Source organism: Streptomyces sp. NBC_01808, assembly GCF_035917395.1.
Classification (GTDB): domain Bacteria; phylum Actinomycetota; class Actinomycetes; order Streptomycetales; family Streptomycetaceae; genus Streptomyces.
The window spans coordinates 5,423,438-5,445,313 of record NZ_CP109072.1 but is presented as its reverse complement, the minus strand read 5'-3'; the positions used below and the strand labels follow the sequence as shown (position 1 = coordinate 5,445,313).

13 protein-coding genes are annotated in these 21,876 nt (G+C 72.6%); 2 read left to right on the top strand and 11 right to left on the bottom strand.

All coding sequences use genetic code 11. The features are described 5' to 3' along the window. The first annotated feature begins 90 nt into the window (after positions 1 to 90). Positions 91 to 417, top strand: a complete 327-nt coding sequence (locus OG946_RS24240) for a hypothetical protein (protein ID WP_326798119.1) — start codon at positions 91 to 93, stop codon at positions 415 to 417. A 142-nt stretch (positions 418 to 559) separates the two neighbouring features. After that, the gene (locus tag OG946_RS24235; RefSeq protein ID WP_326798118.1) at positions 560 to 808 is read left to right on the top strand and encodes a hypothetical protein; all 249 of its coding nucleotides are present in this window, start codon (positions 560 to 562) and stop codon (positions 806 to 808) included. 308 nt (positions 809 to 1,116) lie between these two features. Here the strand turns inward: OG946_RS24235 and OG946_RS24230 are convergent, their stop codons facing one another. From OG946_RS24230 to OG946_RS24180, 11 genes are all read right to left on the bottom strand, one after another. Then, positions 1,117 to 3,813, bottom strand: a complete 2,697-nt coding sequence (locus OG946_RS24230; RefSeq protein ID WP_326798117.1) for an endo-beta-N-acetylglucosaminidase — start codon at positions 3,811 to 3,813, stop codon at positions 1,117 to 1,119. Between the two features lie 86 nt (positions 3,814 to 3,899). After that, positions 3,900 to 6,194, bottom strand: coding sequence for a glycoside hydrolase family 3 protein (locus OG946_RS24225; RefSeq protein WP_326798116.1), 2,295 nt, complete (start codon positions 6,192 to 6,194; stop codon positions 3,900 to 3,902). Further along, positions 6,191 to 7,486, bottom strand: coding sequence for a glycoside hydrolase 5 family protein (locus tag OG946_RS24220; RefSeq protein WP_326798115.1), 1,296 nt, complete (start codon positions 7,484 to 7,486; stop codon positions 6,191 to 6,193). Before OG946_RS24220 ends, OG946_RS24225 begins: the two co-directional genes overlap by 4 nt. Beyond that, complete coding sequence (locus tag OG946_RS24215) at positions 7,483 to 8,322, bottom strand: carbohydrate ABC transporter permease (protein ID WP_326798114.1); 840 nt, start codon at positions 8,320 to 8,322, stop codon at positions 7,483 to 7,485. The genes OG946_RS24220 and OG946_RS24215 overlap by 4 nt, the downstream gene beginning before the upstream one ends. Continuing rightward, positions 8,319 to 9,206, bottom strand: a complete 888-nt coding sequence (locus OG946_RS24210; RefSeq protein WP_326798113.1) for a carbohydrate ABC transporter permease — start codon at positions 9,204 to 9,206, stop codon at positions 8,319 to 8,321. The genes OG946_RS24215 and OG946_RS24210 overlap by 4 nt, the downstream gene beginning before the upstream one ends. A 65-nt stretch (positions 9,207 to 9,271) precedes the next feature. After that, positions 9,272 to 10,582: an ABC transporter substrate-binding protein gene (locus tag OG946_RS24205; RefSeq protein ID WP_326798112.1), complete on the bottom strand. Its 1,311-nt coding sequence runs from the start codon at positions 10,580 to 10,582 to the stop codon at positions 9,272 to 9,274. Then, on the bottom strand, positions 10,579 to 13,740 hold the full coding sequence (locus OG946_RS24200) for an alpha-mannosidase (RefSeq protein WP_326798111.1): 3,162 nt from the start codon (positions 13,738 to 13,740) through the stop codon (positions 10,579 to 10,581). Before OG946_RS24200 ends, OG946_RS24205 begins: the two co-directional genes overlap by 4 nt. A gap of 142 nt (positions 13,741 to 13,882) precedes the next feature. Beyond that, the gene (locus OG946_RS24195) at positions 13,883 to 14,923 is read right to left on the bottom strand and encodes a LacI family DNA-binding transcriptional regulator (protein WP_326798110.1); all 1,041 of its coding nucleotides are present in this window, start codon (positions 14,921 to 14,923) and stop codon (positions 13,883 to 13,885) included. A 197-nt stretch (positions 14,924 to 15,120) separates the two neighbouring features. After that, entirely contained in the window at positions 15,121 to 17,922 is a 2,802-nt protein-coding gene (locus OG946_RS24190) for a family 78 glycoside hydrolase catalytic domain (protein ID WP_326798109.1), read from the bottom strand. 43 nt (positions 17,923 to 17,965) lie between these two features. Next, the gene (locus OG946_RS24185; protein WP_326798108.1) at positions 17,966 to 19,354 is read right to left on the bottom strand and encodes a pectate lyase family protein; all 1,389 of its coding nucleotides are present in this window, start codon (positions 19,352 to 19,354) and stop codon (positions 17,966 to 17,968) included. Positions 19,355 to 19,501: 147 nt separating this feature from the next. Then, the gene (locus OG946_RS24180; protein ID WP_326798107.1) at positions 19,502 to 21,673 is read right to left on the bottom strand and encodes a hypothetical protein; all 2,172 of its coding nucleotides are present in this window, start codon (positions 21,671 to 21,673) and stop codon (positions 19,502 to 19,504) included. Between the last annotated feature and the right edge of the window lie 203 nt (positions 21,674 to 21,876).

Genomic DNA, 21,876 nt, shown 5'->3' with positions numbered 1-21,876 from the left:
TACCGCTCGCCGCCGTCACCCGCAGAAGCCTGCGCCTCGGGCGGCCCGCCTCGCCGACAGCACCGACCAGAATACAAGATCCAGGCGGGGGTGAATGCGGCCAGAATCCGCTGGCTCCTCGACGCGCTGCTGGAGGCCGAGCCGGTCGAAGGCTGGCCCCGGGTGGGTGCCGTCCTCACCCGCGACCGGGCAGTGCGGGCACTGCTCGCCGCCCGTCTCGGCCTCGGCGACACCACCTCCGAGACTCTCGACCTCGACGCCGACACCCTGTTCGCCTGGTCCCGCACCCCGACGGGCCCGGCGCGCTACGCGGAGCTGCCGGACGCCGAGCGCGCCGGACTCGCCGAATGGCTGGAGCAGTCCGTAGGGCCGGTCGTGCCCACGCTGCTGGCTCTCGCCGCCGGCGGGCGGCGCTGACGCGCTGCACCCGGGAGCTCTCGCTTCGGCCGCGCTGTCCGCACCGGCGACGGAGGCCGCCGGATTCGCCCTGGGCACCCTCTTCGGCTCGGCGCTCTCCTCCTTCGAGGCGCTGCGGCCCTTCGCGGACCCCGCCACGGGGGTGCTCACGCGCTGGATCGCCCAGGCCGAAGGCAGCGGCCCGCAGCGCCGGGAGGCACGCGACCGCGCCCTCGACGTCCTCGACCACGCCGACCGGCTCGCCGCAGCGGCCAGGCTCAGTCCTCTCATCGGTACGGACCGGCTGCTCCCCTCCGGCTATCAGGCCCGGCTGCGCCACCTGGCGACCGCCCTCGACGGGACGTCAGGTCATCCAGCCAAAATCCAGCCACGCACACGCGATCGGGGTTGACCCGAATTCGGGTCGACCCTGTCCGACCTGGTGGTTTGCTAATTCGCCAGAGCCACGGTATTGCGTGGCCTACACGTTGAAGCGGAACACCGGGTACACAGGTTTGCCCTGCGGAAACGCCGGAGGGCTGGACGGATCCAGCGAGGATCCAGCCGCGGGAAACGGCGGCTTCTCGCTGGATCCCCCGGCCGACGAGCGCGAAACAAGTCGAACTCTCATTCGATACCAGTCGGGGGCCACGTTCGTGGTGTCCACGCACATACTCTGGATGCGAGCCGGCAAGGTGACCCCAGTCTGGTCGCTCACTGTCAGTCGGCGCCGCCTTCCCGCAGGGTGGTCTCGGCCCGGTTCCCGGCGTAGTCCTCGATCTCGGCGGTCACCTTGCTGCTGGCGCTGGACAGCGTGACCGACAGCGCGTCCAGGGTGGTGCGGCCGCGGATCATCCGATCGCGCTCGCCCTGGCTGTACGTGGTGTCGAACGGGATCGGCTCGCCGTTCTCGTACACCGTGAGGGTGTGCCAGTCGGCCAGGGTGGGCTGGGTGAGCCGGAATGAGGTTCCGGACAGCTCGACGGCGGACTTCGGGTACGGCTCGATCTCGGTGTCGGCGAAGCTTCCTGTGGCCGCGACGGTGCTGCCGGCACCGGCGGGGTCCACCGTGGCGACGAAGGCTCCGCCGTCGGCCGGAGTGCCGCGGAAGGTGGCCGAGGTCTCGCCGCCGCCCGGGTCGAGGACGATGCGCCGGTGGTAGCCCGACCGGTCTCCGCCCTCCGCGGCCAGGGTGACCACGCCGCCCGAGGAGACGGGCTCGTCCCAGGCCACGGTCACCGTGCCGGCCTCGGAGGCCCGGGCGGTGACATCACCCGGGCCGCGGGTGAAGTCGTACGGGATGGTCGCCGGCTCACTCTTGCTGCCGTCCTTCCCGACGGCCACCAACCGGAGCGTTCCCTTGGCGCCGGTGAAGTGCTTGGCATAGAGGTTGTCGTCGTAGACGCCGCCGAGGTACTCGCCGTCGGCGTAGACGTCGTAGCGGACGACGTCCTCGTAGTCGTCGAGGTCCCACCCCAGGTACAGCTCGTCGGTGGCCCTCAGGGCCTGGTCGATGTGGAAGCCGGTGGGCGCGTCCGGGGTGTGGTCGGCGCCGTCCGTGAGCGTGAGGGCGCCGAGGTTGACCTGGAAGTCGTCGATCGGCCCGGCCCCGGGGGTGAGGCCGAGCCCGAGCGTGGAGACCGTCTCGCCGGCGTACGCGGAGAGGTCGACGGTCGCGGTGCGCCAGCCGCCGGCGGCGGCTCCGGAGTTCCCGGACTCCTCGATCGGCACGCGGACGGTCTTGTCCTCGTCCGACTCGAACGCGAGCGCGAGGCTCATCTCGGCGTCGTCCGCGCTCGCTCCCGCGTAGGTCAGCTCGACCTGGGATCCGTCCACCACCCGCAGGTCCGTCTTGTACAGGCGCAGCACCGCGTCACCTGCCAGCTCGCCGCTGACCACCAGCGAGGAACCGCCCTCGAAGGCGCCGATCGGCCGGTAGTCGAAACGGTCTGCCGCGGTGTAGTCCGGGCCGTAGTCGTAGTCGGCCTTCAGGCCGTCCGCACCGTCCCCCTGGAACCACCACTGCCAGGTCACCGGCGTGTCCTGGATCCCGATGTTGCCCCACTCCCGCTCGCCGGCCGGCACCCCGTCGCGCCAGTAGCCGAGGCCGTGTCCGGTGTTGAAGGTGGTGGCGAACGTGGACCCGGTGACGGCGGTGCGCTCGGCGATGTAGGAGGAGATGCCCGGCCACTCGCCCTCGGCTGCCGAGCCGGTCCCGGTCGCCGTGCCGGTCCACCACCGCCGCTCGCGGTCGAAGACCGCCGCCTGCTTGTCGTCGTCGGTCTTGTACTCGTAGTCCGAGTGGACGAAGTCCGCTCCGAGGGTGGCGATGGCGTTCATCGGTGTGCCGTCCTCGCCGAGGTTGTCCCGCAGGTCGTACGGCTGGTCGAATTGGTACATGCCGGCCTCGACCCCGGCGAAGACCTGCTCGCGCGGGTTCACGCCGACGGACTCGGCATAGTCGGCGGAGTCCGTGAGCTTCTCGTGATCCCACCAGTAGTTGAGGAAGATCGAGTCGGCCAGCGGGCCGCGGTCGTCGTTCTGGACGAACGGGGCGTTCCGCTCGGTGAACTCGTTCTCGTAGAGCTTCTCGCCGGTCCCGGCGTCGACCGAGTCGTACCACTGCACGTACAGGCCCTCGGCGCGCAGTGCGGCGAGGAAGTCCATGTAGTCGTCCACGTCCTCGGCGGCGACGCGGCTCTGCTCCTGGTTGATGAAGTAACCGTCGAAGCCGAAGTAGCCGGCGACCTCGGCGAGCTTGCGCGCGGCGGGGAAGCCGCCGTTCTCGTCGCGCACGAGCAGCTCGCTGTAGGACTGCGGGCCGCGGTCGTTGTCCGAGAAGAAGACGGTGCCCAGCGACCGGGCACCGTTCTTGTGGGCGGCGTTGGTGTAACCGGGGTTGGGCAGGTTGATCGCGCCGAACTCGAACCAGCGCTGGGTCCACTCGGCGGCGGGGTCGTAGTACCCCTCGGGCACGCCCTCGGTGGGCATGCCGTGCCAGGAGGCGTACGCGTCGGTGTACTGCCAGTAGTTGAAGAGGTACTGGCTGAACTCGTTGGTGTACGGGTGCGATTCGAAGAACGCGTTGCCGTAGTCGCCGGCCAGGGTGAGCATCTGGGTCTCGGCGGGCAGTGCGGGGTCGCGCTGCGTGGCCGGGTCGGCGTCGGCACGCTGCTGCAGGGGTATCCGTGCCCGCAGCCTGTCGGCGTCGGTGTCCGTGCGCGGGTCCCAGTCGAGGAGGGTGGTCGCCGAGTAGCCGTGCTGATACGGCTGGTTCGCTCCCTTGGCGCTCTCCCCCTCCCACGGGAGGGTGTCGGACGCCGTTGCCGGGGGCGCGCCGATGACCGTCGCGGCGAGCGCGGCGGTGACGGTGACGGCGGCGAGCAGCGACCGCCGTCCGGGTGCGGGTCTGGCCATGCTTGACTCCCTTGTGAGTAGCTGTCCTGCCCAGGTCAGCCGCCAAGCGCCTCCGGCGCGGTGCGGCAGCGAAAGGTTCCTGGGGGCTACGCCCCCAGACCCCCCCTCCGGTCCGGCCGGATCGTGCGGGTCAGGCCCTCCACGTGCAGCTCGGTCACGGCCGTCGGCGCGCCCGGATCGGCGAAGACCCGGTCGGCCGGGAGCGTCCAGGTGATCTCGGCCGTCGCGCCGGGTTCGATGGCGAGCCGCCCGAAGGCGAGCAGTTCACGGACCCGGGGCGTGCGCCTCCCGCCCGTGCGGCGGGCGAAGACGGGGATCACCGTGCTGCCCGGCTCGTCGGATCGGTTCGCGGCGGTCACGGTTACCACAGCGGCGTCCGGCCGGACCGCCACGTCCAGGTCGACGACGGCCACGTCGCGATAGCTCAGGCCGAATCCGAACGGCAGCAGGACCGGCTCCGGGACGTCGCGGTAGCAGTCCACCGAGCTCTGCCGGTCGTTGTACCGCACCGGGACGGCCGCGGGGTGCCGCGGCAGCGTCATCGGCAGCCGCCCGGTGGGCTCCGCCTCGCCCAGGAGCGCGTCGGCGGCGGCCTCGCCACCGTACGGGCCCGGATACCCGGCCCACAGCACCGCGTCGCAGTGCTCGAAGGCGCCGGTCAGGACATGTGGCCGGCCGGAGACGACGACGGCGGTCACGGGCGCGTCCGTCGCGCCCCGGACCGCCCGCAGGAGGTCGTCCTGCCCGGCCGGCAGCGAGATGTCGGCGAGGTCCACCCCCTCGCCGCCGGTGGCCTCGCCGGCCCGTCCGGCGATGGCGCCGTTGTCCGCGAAGGCGTCGTCGTAGGAGCGGTGGCTGGTGCCGCCGATCACCGCGACGACGGCGTCGGCGCCGGCGAAGGCCGCCGCCCCCACGTCGTCGAAGGTCTCGCCGACGGTGACCTCGGTGCCGGGCAGCGCGGCGCGCAGCGCCTCGGCGACGCTGCGGCCCGACCCGGCCGGCAGCGGCGGTACGTAGTCGCCGAGCAGCGCGGGGACGTCGTCGGCGTACGGGCCGACGACGGCGACCCGGCGCAGCCGGCCGGGGGCGGGGCCGAGCGGCAGCGCGGCGGTGCCGTCGCCGGCGCGGGCGTTCTTCAGCAGGACGAGCGACTCGGCGGCGAGCCGCCGCGAGGCGGCGCGCGTCGCCTCCTGGGCCTCCGTGAGGCGGACGACCGACCGGGCGGTGTCCGGGTGGACGGGACGACCGGCGTTGTCCAGGAGCCCGAACCGGTCCTTCAGCGTCAGCACCCGGCGGCAGGCGGTGTCGAGAGCGGCGGCCACTTGCTCGTCGTCAGCGGCCAGGGCGGCGAGGCCGGCGAACGACTCGTCCCACAGGGAGATGTCCACCCCTGCCAGCAGGGCGGCCCGGGCGGCGCTCGGCAGGTCTCCGGTCATCCCGGCGAGCCGGTCCACGGCGAGCCCGTCCGCCATCACGATGCCGTCGAAGCCGTGCCGGCCGCGCAGGTAGGTGGTGAGGAGGTCGTGGTTGGCGCAGCAGGGGACGCCGTCGATGTCGTTGTACGCGGCCATGAAGCCGAGCGCCCCGGCGCGCAGGCCGGACTCGACGGGCGGGAGGTGGATCTCGGCGAGGTCGTGCGGGCCGAGGTGCGCGGACTGGCCGTTGCGTCCGCCGACGGCCTCGCCCTGGGCGGCCAGGTGCTTGAGGACGACGGCGACCCCGCCGGCACCCACGCGGGAGCGCGCCTCGCCCTGCATGCCCTCGACGACGGCGCGGGTCAGCTCGGCGGCCAGCAGCGGGTCCTCGCCGTAGCACTCCTCGCCGCGTCCCCACCGGGGGTCGCGCAGCACGTCGAGGGCCGAGACGAGCGCGACGTGGACGCCGCTCGCCTCCAGTTCGGCGCCGACGCCGCGGGCGGCCCCGGCCAGGGACTCGGGCCGCCACGTGGCGGCGGCGGCGAGGTTGACCGGCAGGAGGGTGCCGCCGAGGGCCTGGTGCCCGTGCGGCGCCTCCTCCACCAGCAGCGTCCCGATGCCGTGCCGCCCCGCCCCGAGAACGGCGTCCTGGACGACCGCGGCGGCCTCGGCCCGCTCCTCGGGCCGGATGCCGTTCACCCACGACCTGCCGGACCAGGCGTCGGCCCGGAAGAGGCCGTACAGGGCGCCGAGCCCGCCCCACCGTTCGATCTCCTCGCGGGCGTAGCCGGTCAGCCGGAAACTGCCGCGCCGGTCCCGTTCGACGGTGCGCCAGCCGTAGAGGCGCTGGTTGACCTGGCCGGCCTTCTCCTCGACGGTCATGGCCGCCAGGAGGGCCTCGACGCGCGGCGCGCCCCCGGCGCCGGCCTCGGCCTCCCCGGCGCCCGGTGTCCACTTCCCGGTCACGTCGCCTCCGGCGCGAGAGCCGCGCTGTCGCTGACCGCGGAGTAGAAGCTGGTCCCGGTGGCGTCGGGCACGTGCACGGCGGTGACCCCGCGTGCCGCCCGGTCGTCGGCCGAGGCCGCGGTCTTCGAGGTGGCGACGGCCGGCCTGCGGCCCTGATGCGCCAGGTCCATCCAGGCGGTGAAGACCGCGCCCCCCGGCGCGAGGTCGGCGCGGTGGACCGGGACGTCGGCGTCGTCGACCTCGACGACGACGGCTTCCCGCCGCGGGGCGGGCACGGCGGCGCGGCGCAGTTCCTCCGCGACGCCGGCGAACGCGCGGCCGACGGGCTTGACGTTCCCGTCGGCGTCGAAGAGGCCGAGCGAGTACTCGAGTTCAGGGAAGTCCGCGAGCTTGCGGTCGACGTCGTGGGAGCACCACCACGTCACCCCCCACAGAGCCGGGCTGTCCGCGGCATGGCGGACGGCCTGCTCGCAGAACGCCGGCGCTTCGGACGCGTCGAGGCAGTTGAGGGGCGCGCCGATCTCCTGCAGCCACACCGGCCGGTCGGCGTCGGTGGCGAATGCGCGGGCGAGTTCGACGAGGTACTCGCCGTGCCGCACGCTCTGCGCCGACATGCCGCCGTAGCGCTGTGCGGTGCCGTTGAAGATCCACGAGTGGATCGCGGTGAGGTCGCCGAGCCGCGCCGCGTGCGTGGGCAGGAACGGATGGCCGTCGAGGTACCAGACGGCGTCGTACTCGGCGTGCAGGCGCAGGGCCCGGCCGTCCGCCGGTACGGCGTCCAGCAGCGTCCTGATCCAGTTCTCCGCCTGCTCGGACGACGCGCGCATCGGGGCGGGGTGCGGATCCCCGGAGAACTGGTTCACCTCGTTGCCCAGGGTGAGGCCGAGGTAGTTCGGGAGGTCGGCGAGGGCGCCGTGCAGCGCACGGGCCAGGCCGGCCTGTGCCTGCAGGGCTCCGGCATCGGTGAACATGTTCGTCGCGTGCCAGGAGGTCAGCCATGCGGGCACGAAGTCGTAGCTCGACATGTGTCCCTGGATGACATCGACCGACGCATCGAGACCTGCCTCGCCGGCGAGCCGGAGCAGCTCGCGCACGTCCGCGAGCGCCCGCGGCCGGATGAGCGTGCGGTTGGGCTGGAGGACCGGCCAGAAGGGGAAGATCCGGACGTGGTCGAGCCCCAGCGAGGCGATGTCGTCCAGGTCCCGGCGGAACTCGTCCCAGTCCGGCTCCAGCCAGGAGTAGAACCAGTCCTTGCGCGGCGTGTAGTTCACGCCGAAGCGCAGCGCGGTCATCCCTTGATGCCTCCTTGTTCGAGACCGCGCATGAAGAATCTCTGCAGGGCGGCGAAGAACACGATGATGGGTACGAGCGCGACGATCGTGCCGGCCGCGATGAGTCGTGGGTCGTCGTAGAACGTGCCCTTGAGCATGTTCAGCCCGACGGTGAGGGTGTAGTTCTGCTCGTCGGAGAGCACGATGAGCGGCCAGAGGAAGTCGTTCCACGAGCCGACGAACGCGAAGATCGCGACGACCGCCATCACGCCCTTGACCTGCGGCACGCAGACCCGCAGGAAGCGCTGCCAGATTCCGGCGCCGTCGAGCACGGCGGCCTCTTCGAGCTCGTCGGGGATGCCTGCGAAGGCGTTCCGCATCAGCAGCACGTTCAGCGGTGCCACGAGCGTCGGGAGCGCCACGCCGAGCAGGCTGTCGGTCAGGCCCGCGGACCTGACGAGCAGGAACTGGGCGATGATGACCGCCTCGACCGGCACGAGCAGCGCCGCCACGAAGAACGCCGTCACCAGGCCGCGGAAGCGGAAGCGCAGCCGGGCGAGCGCGAACCCGGCGGCCGTGGCGAACAGGACGTTCCCGCCTACGACGAGCAGGGCGACCAACCCGGAGTTCAGCACGAACCGCAGCACGGGAACCCGGTCGAGGACCCCGGTGTAGTTCTCGAGCGTCGGATCGGACGGCAGCAACTGCGGTGGCTGCGCGTAGAGGTCGTCGTCCGGGCCCTTCAGCGACAGCGAGAGCTGCCACAGCAGCGGTCCCGCGAGCAGGACGAGCATGAGGACGAGGACCGCGTACCGTGCGACCGATCCCGTGGCGATTCGCCCGCGCCGCCGGCTCATCGGTTCCTCCTCTGCCGGTTCTGCGCCACGAGCTGCAGCACGAGGAGGACGGCCATGATCGCGAACATGACGAGGCTGATCGCCCCGGCGTAACCCGTCCGCGCCTGGAGGCCCGTGCCTTCCCGCTGGATCAGCATCGTCATCGTGAGGTTGTCGCCGCCGGTGCCGCCGGTGCCGTCGGTCAGCACGTAGACCTCGCCGAAGACACGGAAGGCCGCGATCGAGGAGAACAGCCCGATGAGGCCCATCGTGTTGCGGACCCCGGGCATGGTCACGTGCAGGAACTTCCGCACCGGGCCTGCTCCGTCGACGGCGGCGGAGTCGTACAGCGACGGGTCGATGCTGGCCAGCGCCGCCAGGTAGATGACCATGTAGTAGCCCATGCCCATCCAGATCGTGACGAACATGGCGCTGAAGAGCAGGAGCCAGCGGTCGGTGAGGAACGGGACGGGCTCACCGACGGCCGACACCCATCCGAGCACCGCGTTGACCAGACCCCGCCGGTCCAGCAGGTTCGTCCACACCAGGCCCACGATGACCGGGGACATGATCACGGGCAGGTAGTAGCTGGTCCGGAAGAACCCCAGGAGACGGCCCTTGCCGGCCACCAGCGCCGCGAGGATCAGCGGCAGGACGACCATGACCGGTACGACGCAGATGACGTAGAGCGTGGAGTTGAGCAGCGCCGTCCTGAAGCGCGAGTCCCCCAGGAGTTCCCGGAAGTTCTCCACTCCGATGAACCCGCCGCCGCGCAGCAGGGTGGCGTCGGTGAAGGAGAGCAGCAGCGTGTTGAAGAAGGGGAAGAGGACGAACGTCGATATGACGAGGAGCGCGACGCCCAGGAAGAGCCACGGTACGTACCAACGACCCTGTGCCCAGTGCACGCGCCGGGCGGGGTGTCCGCGGCCCGCCCGGCGCACCCCCCGCCCGGGGGCGGTGGCCGTATCGGTCACTGCTTCGCGAGCCGGTCGTTGGAGTAGTCGACGGCGTCGTCGAGGGCTTCCTTCGCGGTCTTCTTGCCGAGCAGCGCGCCCGCGATCTGCTCCCGCAGGTTCTCCACGTCGGGGCCTCCCGAGAAGGCCGGCGGCCACCACACGACGGCCTCTCCGACCTGCTCGGCTGCTTCGGCCCGGAGCCGGACCTCGTCGGTGCCGTCGTCCTTGGTGAAGTACGGGTTGTCGAGTGTGCCCGCGGTGGACGGGAAGACCGACGCCTCCTTGGCGAAGGCCATCTGGTTCCCGGGGTTGGTGACGAACTGGGCGAACGCCTTGGCGGTCGCGGTGTTCTCCGACTTGGAGTTCACCACGAGGGATTCGAGGTACATGTTCGGCGCGGTGTTGGCGATGAGCGGACCCATCTCGACCGTCTTGGCGACGTCCGGCGCGGTCTTCTTGAGGTCGCTCAGCGTGTAGGAGCTGCCGGGGAGCCAGCCGAGTTCACCGGATTTGAACGAGTCGAGTTCGCCGGTCTGCAGCGCGTTGAGGGACTCTTCCGTGAGGCCGCTGTCCTTGTACAGCGCCTGGTAGCGCTCGACCAGCTCGACTCCCTTGGCGTCGTTGAACGTGAACTCGGTGCCGTCCTCGTTCATCAGCTCGGCGCCGTACATCCCGAACGTCTCGATGGTGGGCATCCGCCCGATCATGGAGATGCCCTCGTCGCCGCAGTTCTCGGACATGACGGCGGCCTGGTCGAAGAGCTCGTCGTAGGTCTCGGGGAGGTTCTTCGGGTCGAGACCGCACTGCTCGAACAGGTCGGTGTTGAAGAACGACGGGCCCGTGTTGAGGTACCAGGGGTAGCCGTAGGTGCCGCCGTCGATGCCGTCGAACGTCATGGCGTCCCACGCGGTCGGCAGATAGCCCCTCTCGGCCTCGGGATCGGCCTCGGCGACGTTGAGGAGCATTCCGGCGCCCGCCAGCGTGTAGGCCGCCTCGGGGCCCATGTCGACGACGTCGGGCAGGTTCCCGGCGGCGGCGTCGGCGGAGAGCTTGTCCTGGTATCCCTCGGCCGGCTGGTCCACCCACTTCACCGTGGTGCCGGGGTACTTCTTCTCGAAGGCGTCGACGACACCGTCGAAGTATTTCTCGTAGCCGCCCTTGAGGTTCCATGTCTGGAACGTGATCTTGCCGGCTATCTCCCCGTCGGCGTCGGAGCCGCCGGAGTCGGAACTCCCGCCGCCTCCCACGCCACAGCCCGTCAGGGCGAGGGTCAGGGCCGCGCCGGCGGCGACGCTCACGGACGCCCGGCGCTTGGTTCGGCTCATCGAGGTGCTCCTTTGCGGTCGGCGGAGGGCGTCAGCCGGAGCGTGACGACCTGGAAGGGGTCGAGGGAGAGTCGGTTGCCGTCATGCAGCGCGCGCCGGATGCCGCTGTCGGCGGTGAGGTCGCGTTCGAGGAGGTCGGTCTCGCGTACGGCGGCGTCGGCGCCGAGCACGTCCGCCCACCGGAGGGTGGCCGTGGCCCGGCCGCCCTGGGCCTCGTAGACGCGGGCGACGAGGTCGCCGCTGCCGTCGTCGGCGAGCTTGACGGTGTCCAGCACGGGCAGTCCCGTGGCCTGCGTCAGCCGCAGCAGCGGATCGACGGCGGGCAGGTCCACGACGACGGGTGCGCCCAGGGCGTGGGCGGCGGCCACGGTCGCGGCGTGGTCCTCGCCCGGGACGACGGCCCAGCGCATCCGGTGGACGCCGAGGTCGGTCTCGGGGTCGGGGAAGGTGGGCGCGCGCAGCAGCGACAGCCGTACGACGGCGCCGCCGCCGGGGCCGCCGAGGCGGGTGACGTCGCAGCCGTAGACGGAGTCGTTGACGACGCCGACGCCGAAGCCGGGCTCGGCGACGTGCACGTAGCGGTGGGCGCAGTCCTCGTAGTGGGCGGCGTCCCAGCTGGTGTTGGCGTGGATGGTGCGCTCGACGAAGCCGAACTGCGTCTCGTGGCGGGCGGTGGTGGTGTGCACGGCCAGCGGCAGCGCGACCTTCAGCAGCCGCTCGCGCTCGCGCCAGTCGGCGTCCAGCTCCATGGCGAGCTGCCGCTCGCCCGGCGCCAGGCTCATGCTCAGGGTGAGGCGGGAGCCGCCGGGCAGGCCCGCGGTGTGCTCCACGGCCACCTCCGCCGTGCCGTCCTCCCGGGTACGGGCCGTCACGGAGACGGGCTCGGTCAGATCGGTGCGCATGCGGGCCGCGTCACGGTCGATGTCCCAGGCGTCCCAGCGGACCGGCTCGTCGCGGTGCAACTGCAGTACGCCGAGCGGCTGCCCCTCGGGCACCAGCTCGCGGCCGGTGGCCGCATCGCGCAGCGAGACGACGTGGCCGGCCGCGTCCACGACGGCGCGGAGCAGGCCGTTGTCGAGTTCGTGTGCCCCGTCGTCCAGCGGGGTCAGCCGTACCGCCGCGGCGGCGGGGCCGGAGGCAGAGGCAGCCGGCGCCGTCTCCCACGCGCCGCGGCCGGCCCAGGGCAGAGGGGAGAGGATCCCGGCGGTGTGGTCCGTGGCGGCGGTGCCGGATCCGGCCAACTGCTTGCAGGAGCGGTCGATCAGGGCGGTGAGCCGCCCGGTCAGGTCCTCGTAGGTGGCGCGGGCCTCGCGGTGCACCCAGGAGATGGACGAGCCGGGCAGGATGTCGTGGAACTGGTGGAGCAGCACCGTCTGCCAGATCGCGTCCAGCTCGGCGGCCGGGTACTCCGCGCCGGTGCGCACCGTGGCGCTGGCGGCCAGGTACTCGGCGGTGCGCAGCAGGGCTTCGCAGCGGCGGTTGCCGGCCTTCATGGCGTGCTGGGAGGTGAACGTGCCGCGGTGCAGCTCCAGGTACAGCTCGCCGACCCACACCGCCGCGCCGTCGCCGTACTCGTCCTCCACCTCGGCGGCAGCGTCGGCGAAGAAGGCGGCCGGCCTGCGTACGGCGACGCGGGGGGCGCCCTCCAGGTCGGCGAAGCGGGCGGCGCGGGCCAGCATCTCGCGGGTCGGGCCGCCGCCGCCGTCGCCGTAGCCGAAGGGCACCAGCGAGTGCGAGGAGGCGGCCTTGTCGCGGAAGGTGGCGACGGCGTGGTGCAGCTCGGCGGCCGTCACCTCGGCCGCGTAGGTGTCGGCGGGCGGGAAGTGGGTGAAGACCCGGCTGCCGTCGATGCCCTCCCACCAGAAGGTGTGGTGGGGGAAGGCGTTGGTGTCGTTCCAGGAGATCTTCTGGGTGAGGAACCAGCGGAAGCCGGCCAGCCGGGCGAGCTGCGGCAGCGCGCCGGAGTAGCCGAAGCTGTCCGGCAGCCAGACCTCCTCCGGCTCCACGCCGAACCGCTCGGTGAAGTACCGCCGGCCGTAGGTGAACTGCCGGACCATCGCCTCGCCGCCGGGCATCGTCGTGTCGGACTCCACCCACATGCCGCCGACGGGCACGAACCGGCCCTCGGCGACCCGGGCGCGGACCCGCTCGAACAGCTCCGGGTAATACTGCTCCAGCCAGGCGAACTGCTGCGCCGACGACATCGCGTAGACGAAGTCCGGGTCCGAGTCCATCAGCGTCAGGACGTTGGCGACGGTCCTGGCGACCTTCCGGACGGTCTCGCGCAGCGGCCACAGCCAGGCGGCGTCGATGTGCGCGTGGCCGACGGCCGTGACCCGGTGGGCGCTGGCGTGGGCGGGCTTGGCCAGCTCGGGGGCGAGCGCCGCCCGCGCCCGGGGGACGGTGGCGGCGAGGTCCTGCTCGTCGGCGGCGTCGAGCGCCGCGTCGACCGCTCGCAGCAGCCGCCAGTGCCGGGGCTCGTCCTCGGGCACCTCGGCCGCGAGGCCGCCGGCGACCTCCAGGTCGCGCACCAGCTCCCACAGGTCGGCGTCGAAGTCGCACACCTCGGCGCGGGCGAGGCGGTACAGCGGCGCGGACCCGGCCGTGAGCTTGTCGCCGAGCGGCGTGGTGACGAACGGGGGCAGGCCGAGCACCAGCGGGTTGGCAGCGGCCTCGACGAAGACGGTGAACGTCCCGTCCGCGCGCAGCACCTCGGGCGAGGCGCCCGGGCCCGTCAGCCGGAGCCACCCGCTGCGCGGGTGAATCGCCTTGATGACCGAGCCGTCCGGCCGGTGGAGCATGCCCTCGGCCTGGCCGCCCACCGAGTGGTCCTCCCAGCCGAGTTCGAGCACGAGTTCGGTGATCCGCCGGGGGTCGCGGCGGGCCTGCTCGGGCACGGCGCCGTCCACGCGGAGCCAGGTGGTGCCCCAGGCCGGGCCCCAGGGGTCGCCGGCTGCGAGCGGCTCGTAGACGGGGGTGGACCGGCCCGGCAACGGCGCCAGGCCCAGCGCGTGCGCGGCGGGCACGGGCTCGCCGTCGCCGTCGACGGGCCAGGCGGAGACGTTCACGGCGGACAACCGCGTGTGGACCCGGGGTACCAGGCGCTGACGCAGGGCGCGTTCCAGCCGGTCGAGCGTCGTACGCGGCGCGTTGTGCATGTGTGCTTCCCTGGCCGGATCGTGATGGGTAATGAGCTGACCGGACACTAAGGCGCTTAAGTTGCCGGTGTCAACGGCTTCCGGACGTGAGATTCCGGGGCGAGCGGTGGCGGGACGCGCGGACGCCTGCCGCCGGCGCGCGTCAGCCCGTGCCGGCGGGCGTCTCGCCGACGGTGCTGGCCCGCGGCACCAGGGTGGGCACCCGCTCCTCGAAGTCCGCCACCCGCTCCCCCGCCAGGACCTCCAGCAGGCGCTCCGCCACGTCGGCCCCGAACCCGGCCGCGTCGCGCCGCAGCGCGGTGAGGGCGGGCTGGAGCACCGTGCACACGGGGGTGTCCTCCCACACCACCACCGCGACGTCCTCCGGGACGCGCAGCGCCATCCGCCGGATGGCGCCGACACCGGCGACGGCGAGCACTTCGTTGTCGTAGATCAGCGCGGTCGGCCTGGGGTCGCCGAGCAGCGCGGACGTGGTCGCGGTGTCGCCGGCGCCGGCGGAGAAGTCCGTCGCGTGGCTGCGGCAGTCCGCGATGCCGAGGTCGGCCGACGCACGCAGGAAGGACTCGACCCGCCGGTGGACGTGGAGCAGGGCTATCGGCCCCGACAGGTAGGCGATCCGCTCGTGACCGGTCTCCTTGAGATGCCGCATGATGGAGGCCATCGCCGCCGCGTCGTCGATGGACACCGACGGGACGACGCCCGCCGGGTCCGGCCCGCCCGCGATCAGCGCGGGCAGTCCGAGTTCCGCCACGGCCCCGGGCCGCGGGTCGTCGCGCCGCAGGTCCACCAGCACGACACCGTCGACCCGGTGCTCCCGCTTCCACATGTGGTAGACGTCGACCTCCTCGTCGACGGAGTCCACGACCTGCAGCAGCAGGGCGTACCGCCGACGGCTCAGCACCGCCTGCATGCCGGTCATCAGCCGGTGGAAGAACAGCTCCGAGCCGACGTCCTGCGCGCTGCGCGCGATCACCAGGCCCACGGTCGCGGTGCCGGCGCCGGTGAGCGCGCGCGCCGCGTGGTGCGGCGCCCAGTTGAGTTCGCTGGCAGCCTGGAGCACGCGCTGCCGGGTGGCCTCGGACACGCCGGGCTTCCCGTTGAGCGCAAAGGAGGCGGCGGCCTCGGAGACGCCTACCCGGTCGGCGATGTCGCGCAGGGTGGGACGGCGCGCATCGGTTCCCATGTGAAGCCCCATCGTGTCGAGGGTCGCTCATCGTAGCCCTGGCCTGCGGACGGGCGGAGCGCCCGGAGTGTGGTTGTTGCCCGGCAACTTTAGCGCTTAACCAGTGGCTGTTCGGCCACACCCTGGCCACCCGACACCATGCCAAGGGCCGGGCCCGCCAGATGCCGGCCGGCGGACGCGCGCAGCGTCAGGCGGCGTCAGGCGGCGTTCCCCGGACCGAACGTGCTGCGGCCCGAGCCGGCGACGTAGCGCGCGTAGCCGTCGCGGACGCCCTCGAACCGCGGGGACCGCTCGCCGTCGGGGCCCGCGCCGCTCGCCCGCGGCGGCCGGTCGCCTGTGACCGGCACCCGGACCTCGGCGGTCACGTTGACCGGCACGTCCACGGAGAGGGTGGTACCGCCGTCGGCCGTGCGCCACCGCACCCCGACCGGGCCGCGCTGGGTCGGCACCGTGCCGGCGGCGTGGGTCAGCGCGGTGTCCCGCGGCGGGTGGATCCGTACGGCCGCGGCGCCGGGTGCGGTGACCGTGACGCCGAGCAGCGCCTGCTGGACGTCGACCAGGGCCGTCGAGCCCCAGCCGTGCGAGAGGCTGTCGCCCCGCTCCGGCGCCTCCCAGGACTCCCAGGTAAAGGTCCCGCCCCGGGCCAGGAGGTTCGCCCAGCCCCTGGTGCCGGCGTCGGTGAGACGGTGCAGCACCTCGCCGTCGCGGCCGGCCCGGTGCAGGGCGGTCAGCAGCCAGTTCGCCGTCATGGGCCCCATCTGAAGGCCCAGCGCGACGAGGTGGTCGGCGAGGGCCGGCCAGTCGCTCTCCGGGGCGACGCCGAAGGCGATGGCGTAGGCGCCGGCGATCTGGGAGGCGTGGGTGCTCTGCGTGCCCTCGGCGGTGAGCCCGTCGACGTAGATCCCGTCCGGCCGCCGCAGCCGTGCGTTGACCGCGTCGCGCAGCCGGTCGGCGTCGGCGCGCAGGGCCCGGGCCTCGGCCTGTGGCCGGCCCAGCTCGGCGGCGGTGTCCGCGGTCCGGCGCAGGACGTCGACCGCGAGGATGCTCACGGTGGTACGGGCGGCGGTCTCCGTGTCGTAGCCGTACCGGACCGGCCAGTCGATGATGCCGCCCAGGTAGGCGCCGGAGCCGCCGGCGAGGTTGGTGACGAGGCCGGTGTCCGGGTCGACGTAGCGGCGGACGTAGTCGGCGACGGCCGACATCACCGGGTAGGCGTCGCGCAGCGTCGTGTGGTCGCCGGAGCGCAGGTAGTACTCCCACACCCAGCCGGGGTACATCTCGGTGAAGTCGGGGATGTCGCGCTTGCCGTCGCCGTTCGGATAGACCGCGTTGAGCCTGCCGTCCGGCCAGTGGCGCCGCTGCGACTCGGCGAACTCCCGGATCGCCTTGCGGGTCAGCACGCGCTCTCCGTAGCCCCCCATCAGCGCCCGGGAGATGTCCACCGAGTCCGCGAGGAACTGGCCCTTCTCGCGGGTGGGCGTGTCCAGGAACTGCTCCTGCGCGCTGTACACCGCCGACCTCCGCAGCAGCGTGAAGACCGCGTCCAGCGTCTCGTCGGAGCTGTGGAGCGTCGCCGCCCTGCCGGGGTCCACGTCGGTGTGCTGGACGAGCGCCGACACCGAGCGGGCGTCCAGCGGCTCGCCGGGGTTGTCGATCTGCAGATACCGGAACGCCTCGTAGGTGAACGCCTCGAACGTCTGCGGGCCGTCGTGCTGCACGTAGCCGTACGAGAGGTCGGTGTCCTGGTTGTCGTCGGCGGAATCGGACACGCTGCCGTCGGAGGCGTGGACGTAGCCCGCGTGCATGGACACGTCCCGGCCGGCGGTCCCGGCGCGGAAGCGGATCACCGGCCGGGCCGGGATGACCTTGCCGAAGTCCACGACCACCGCACCCGAGTCGAGGGTGGTGACGCTCGCGGGGCGCACGTCCTCGAAGGCGAGCCGGGGCTCCTGGCCGCGCAGCCCGGTGAAGGGCCCCGCCGGGTGCGCCCCGACGACCTGCGGCGCCGCCCAGGCGCTGTCCGCTTCGAAGCCCGGTTCGTCCCAGCCGTGCAACTGCCGCGCGAGCCCGCCGTCGACGTGCTCGACGTAGTCGCCGCCGTCGCCGTTGCGGCGCGGGGCCGTGAGCCAGGGGGCGCGGGCGACCTGCCAGGAGGCGTCGGTGACGACGACCTGGCGGGAGCCGTCTGCGTGGTCGACGACGAGCCGGACGAGCAGTCCCGGTGCCGCCGCCGGCCGGCCCTGGCCGCGGCCGTACCAGTGGACGAGCACGCCGACGGCCGCGGGGGCGCCTGCCCGCAGGGCCGGGGTGACGTCGGTGGCCTGGTAGTAGCCCTGGTCGGGGTGGTTGAACGCCTGGCCGCGGTCGACCGGCTCCCCGTTGACGCGCGCCTCGTACTGGTGCTGGGACGCCACGTACAGCCGGGCACGTACCACCGGGCTCGCCCCGACGGCGAACTCCTTGCGCGCCAGGGTGTAGTCGTCCGGCTCCTCGGTCGTCCGCCGGATCCACTCCGCCTGCCAGTCGCCGTCGGCGATCCCGGTGTCGAACGACGCGGGCGGTGCCCACGGCGACGCCTGCCCCGCCCGGTCCCAGGTCCGCACCGTCCAGCCGTACGTGGCGCCCCGCGCCAGCTCGGCGCCGGCGTACGGCACGTACGACTGCCGGCCGGAGTCGACCCGGCCGCTGTCCCACACCGGCTGGGTCGGTGTGGGACGGCCGCCGTGGGTGCCGGTGGCGAAGACCCGTACCTGGTAGGCCGTCTGGATCTCCCCGGGCCGGGTGTCCCGGGGCAGCCAGCCGAACTGCGGTGTGCCCTCCACGTTGAGCGGCCGCGCCCGGTCGCCGACGGTCAGGCCGGCGGGCGCGAGCGGCGCCGCCCGGTCGCCGTCCCGGGCATCGCGGGCGGCGACGGGAGCGGCTGCTCCGGACGCCGCGCCGAGGGCGACCGCCGCGCCCCCCGTCGCCAGGAACGTACGCCGCGACCATGGTGTTGCCATCTGTGCCTCCTGGGCTGCGTGTGGTGGCCGCCGGTCACGGTGCTCAGCGGCCCGCCCCCGCGTCGGCGAGGACGGCCTCTTTGACGGCGCCCGGGTCGCGCACGAGCCGGTAGTCGTACACCTCGGAGGGCTCCCATCCGACGTCGGTGGTGAACTCGCGCGTGGCCCACTCCGGCACCGGCTCTCCGTTCGCCTCCGCCTCCGCGACGGCCTCCGCCCTGGCGGCCTCGAACTTGCGCCTGGCGATGCCGTCGGCGTCCACGGGCGCCTCGTTGAATGTCGAGCCGCGGTCCGTGAACTCGTTGCCCTTCCAGTTGGCGAGGACGACGTCCGCGGAGGCGTCCGGGCCCGACTGCTCGAAGGCGTTGTACTCGGAGACGATCTTCGATTCGATGCCGCTGCCCAGGAAGTAGCCGTCACCGCCCCGGTCCTGGCTGACGAGCGGGTAGTCGGGGTCGTCGGTTGCGCCGGTGAAGTAGTTGTTGAACACGTGGACCCGGCCGAAGCGGACGCGCGGGCTGCGCTGCTGGGAGTCGTCGAAGAGGTTGCCGTGGTAGGTGATGCGCAGGTGGCCGCGGTCGCCTTTGCCGTCGCCCGAGCCGACGAGCATGGTCTTGTCATGGCCGAGGAAGGCGCTCGACGAGACGGTGACGAGGTCGGTGCCGTCCTCCATGTCCAGGAGCCCGTCGTGGCGCTGGACGCGTTCGCCGTGGAAGCCAACGGGTGCCTCGCTGTCGGGGAAGCGGCCGTCGCTGAAGGTGCAGTGGTCGATCCACACGTTGCGGCCCGTCACCATGGACAGCGCGTCGAAGCGGGCGTTCCAGGCGCCGTCGTCCCCGTCGGCGGGGTCCCAGTTGGTGAAGTAGTCGACGGGCGCCTCGAAGTGGAGGTTCCGGATGACGATGTTCGAGGTGGACCTGATGCTGAGGTAGACGCCGAGGAGCCGGGCGTCGTCGCCGAGGCCGACGATGGTGGTGTTGCTCGGCACCTCGGTCTGGATCTGCGCCTTCTGGTTGTTGGAGCCGGTCTGGCGCAGCTTGCTCTGCTCGTCGCACCAGGGATGCGCGTCGTCGCTCCAGCCGGTTCCGTCGGGGCCGAAGCAGGCCATGAACTTGTCGATGTCGTAGCCGGGCGCGTAGTCCTGCTCGCCGAGGATCGAGCCGTCGGCGGCCTCGGCTCCGTCGATGGCGCCGGACACCTGGATCACCTTCGGCCCGTCGGGGTCGCCGCCGTTGTCGAACGCGGTCTTCAGCTCGGCCCAGGTGGTGACGGTGTGGACGCTCTCCGGTGGCGCGCCCTCGCCACCGGTGGTGCCGTCGCCGGTGGCGGCCCAGCCGACGGGGGCGTCCGCCGCGGCCCCGGCGGCAGGCCCGGGCAGCAGCACGGCGCCCAGTGCCACGGCACACATGAGGGCTGTCCTGGCCTTCCGCATGACTCACTCCTGTCGTCCCTCGGGTATGGACGCGGTACGGCTCTTCGAGGTGGCTGCTGGCCCGTTCGCCGGCCGGGGGCCGCCGGCCGGTCGTCCTCGCGGGCGGTTCGGCGACCGGATCCCCGCTCGGCCCCGCGCGCCCGGCCGCTAGGGCGCCCGGCTGAGCCCCTCCCACCGGACGTGCCACGTCCCGTCCGCGGGGAAGCCCGGCGCGTCGCCCTCGGCGCCGTCCCAGCCGGCCGCCATCATGGCGACCGCGTACAACAGCCCGCCCGGTCCGGGGAAGTACGGCGTGGGAACCCGGGTGCCGCCGACGGGGTAGCCGGCGTCGTCGAAGGCGAGGTTCTCGTGCAGCAGGAAGTCCACCGCGCGCCCGGGTTCGCCGATGCGCGCCGCGTTCATGGCCAGCATCGGGAAGTCCCAGCCCCACGCCTGGTCCCACGCCCAGTGGTCCCAGACCTTGTGGGCCGTGGCGCGCGCGGTGTCCACGTCGGCTCCGTCGCCCGGCAGCCAGCCGTAGACGCCGGTCACCGCCGGGTGGTCGTTGACGTAGTCGGTCCACATGTTCTCGGCGCGCTCGTGGGCGACGTACAGCCCGTCTCGTACCGGAAGCTCCGCCAGGCCGGAGCGCACGGCCTCCCACCGGGGCTCGGGCGGCAGCCCGAGGCGCCGCCGCCACTCGGCCGCCAGCCGCAGCCCGAACCGCCAGTAGGACAGCTCGAAGGCGCCGTTGACCGTGTCCCTGGGGTCGCTGTTCTCCGAGACCAGGTGCAGCGGCGGGCCGAGCACGTAGCGGCCCGACTCCTCCCGGTGGGCGTAGGAGGCCATGAAGTCGGCGGTGGCGAAGACGACCTCCTGCCACTTGCGCAGGGTCCGGCGCTGCGGATGGGCCCGGTAGTCCAGCTCGGCGAGGAAGACGGGGTGGGGCTGCTGCCAGATCAGCAGCGCATTGATCTCGCCGGGCCCCGCGCGCCCGCCGGGATCGGTCATCTTCGGCCAGCGGGCGCCGCGATAGCCCTGCTCGGCGGCCCGCTGACGGGAGGAGTCCAGGAAGCCGCCGTAGACGTCGACGCTGCGCTCCAGCAGCGGCCAGCGGTTCCACAGCGCGTAGTGGGCCCCGTGCCACCAGTACATCTCCATGTGGAACTTGCCGTACCAGCCGTTGTTCACCAACCCGGACTCCTGCGGCGGGCTGCCGCCGGCCTCGTTGACCGCCATCAGGTACTGGCTCACCACGATCCTGCGCTCCAGCTCCCGCCACCGCGCATCGGTGCTCCGCGAGAGATCGACCGCGCCGCCGGAGTTCCACAACCGCGGCCAGGCCCGGGCGCTGGCGTCGGCGACGGCACCCGCGTCCGGCACCTGGGCGGCCCGCTGGGGGGCGAACAGGCAGGTCAGCTCGATGCGTTCGGACCGCCGTCCGCGGTGGCGGCGATCACCCAGCAGCAGGTAGCGGTGCGGCCAGCCGGGGACGGGTGACGGCGCCCGGCCGCCCGTCCAGGCGAGTCCCACGTGGTAGGTGGCGTCATCCAGCGTGCGGGCGATGTCCGCACGGCCGGGACCGACGGCCTGCAGCCGGGTGGCGTGCGCCTCGGGCCGGTCCCACACGCCCACGTAGGGCGCGGAGAACTTGTCCTTGCCGCTGGCGTAGGGGAAGTCGACGAAGACCCCCAGCCGGCCGTCGGCCACCAGCGGGGAGTCGATCTGCACGGCCACCGCGTCCAGGTCGGGACAGCAGCTCGTCACCACCGACACCGCGCTGCCCTCAAGGGTGAAGCGGCTGTGCAGGATCCCGGTCCACAAGTCCAGCTCCTGATGCCGGTCCCGCAGGTCGGCCTCCGTCGCCTCGGTGCCGTCTGCGCGCAGCAGCCGCAGCCCGATGCGGGCGAGGTTCATCCGGTTCGGATTGGCCCGCAGCCACTCGGAGATCGCCGGATGGTCCGGGTCCTCGATGTCGTAGCGCACCGGCCGGCCGTGAGTGTCCCACACCTGCCCCTGATAATCGGCCGGAGTCTCCCCGGGCGGCAGCGGGTCCGTGTGCCAGCCCCAGTGAGACATGGTGGCAAAGGGCTGGAACGTCTGCAGACCGGTGATGTCCGCGCCGAAGGCGAACTGCCCGTTGCCTACCTGCAGGGGCGTGTCCGGGTTACCGGCGGTGCGGATCACGGGATGCCGGGCGACGACGGCTCTGCGGTCGATCCGGCCGGGCTCTTGCCCCCGAGGGCGGGCGGCGGCGTCACCGACCCGCCAGCCGGCGACGACCGAGGCCGCGGCGCCGGTGACGCTGGTGCGTACGAAGGTCCGACGGTCGACTGCCATACATGCGCCCCCGGGGACGGAGTCATGTCGTTGAAACGCCACTGAAACGTTTCGATGAGGACCGTAACAGCCGGGCAGCCGACCAACAATCCCCGCGGCACGAAGTCTTGCGCGGGTGGAGTCGCTCACGTTTGGGGCCGTAGGAGTGATCGCTTGACAGCCTCCAGGCTCGGCGATCGACTCTGTGAAACGATATAAGCAAG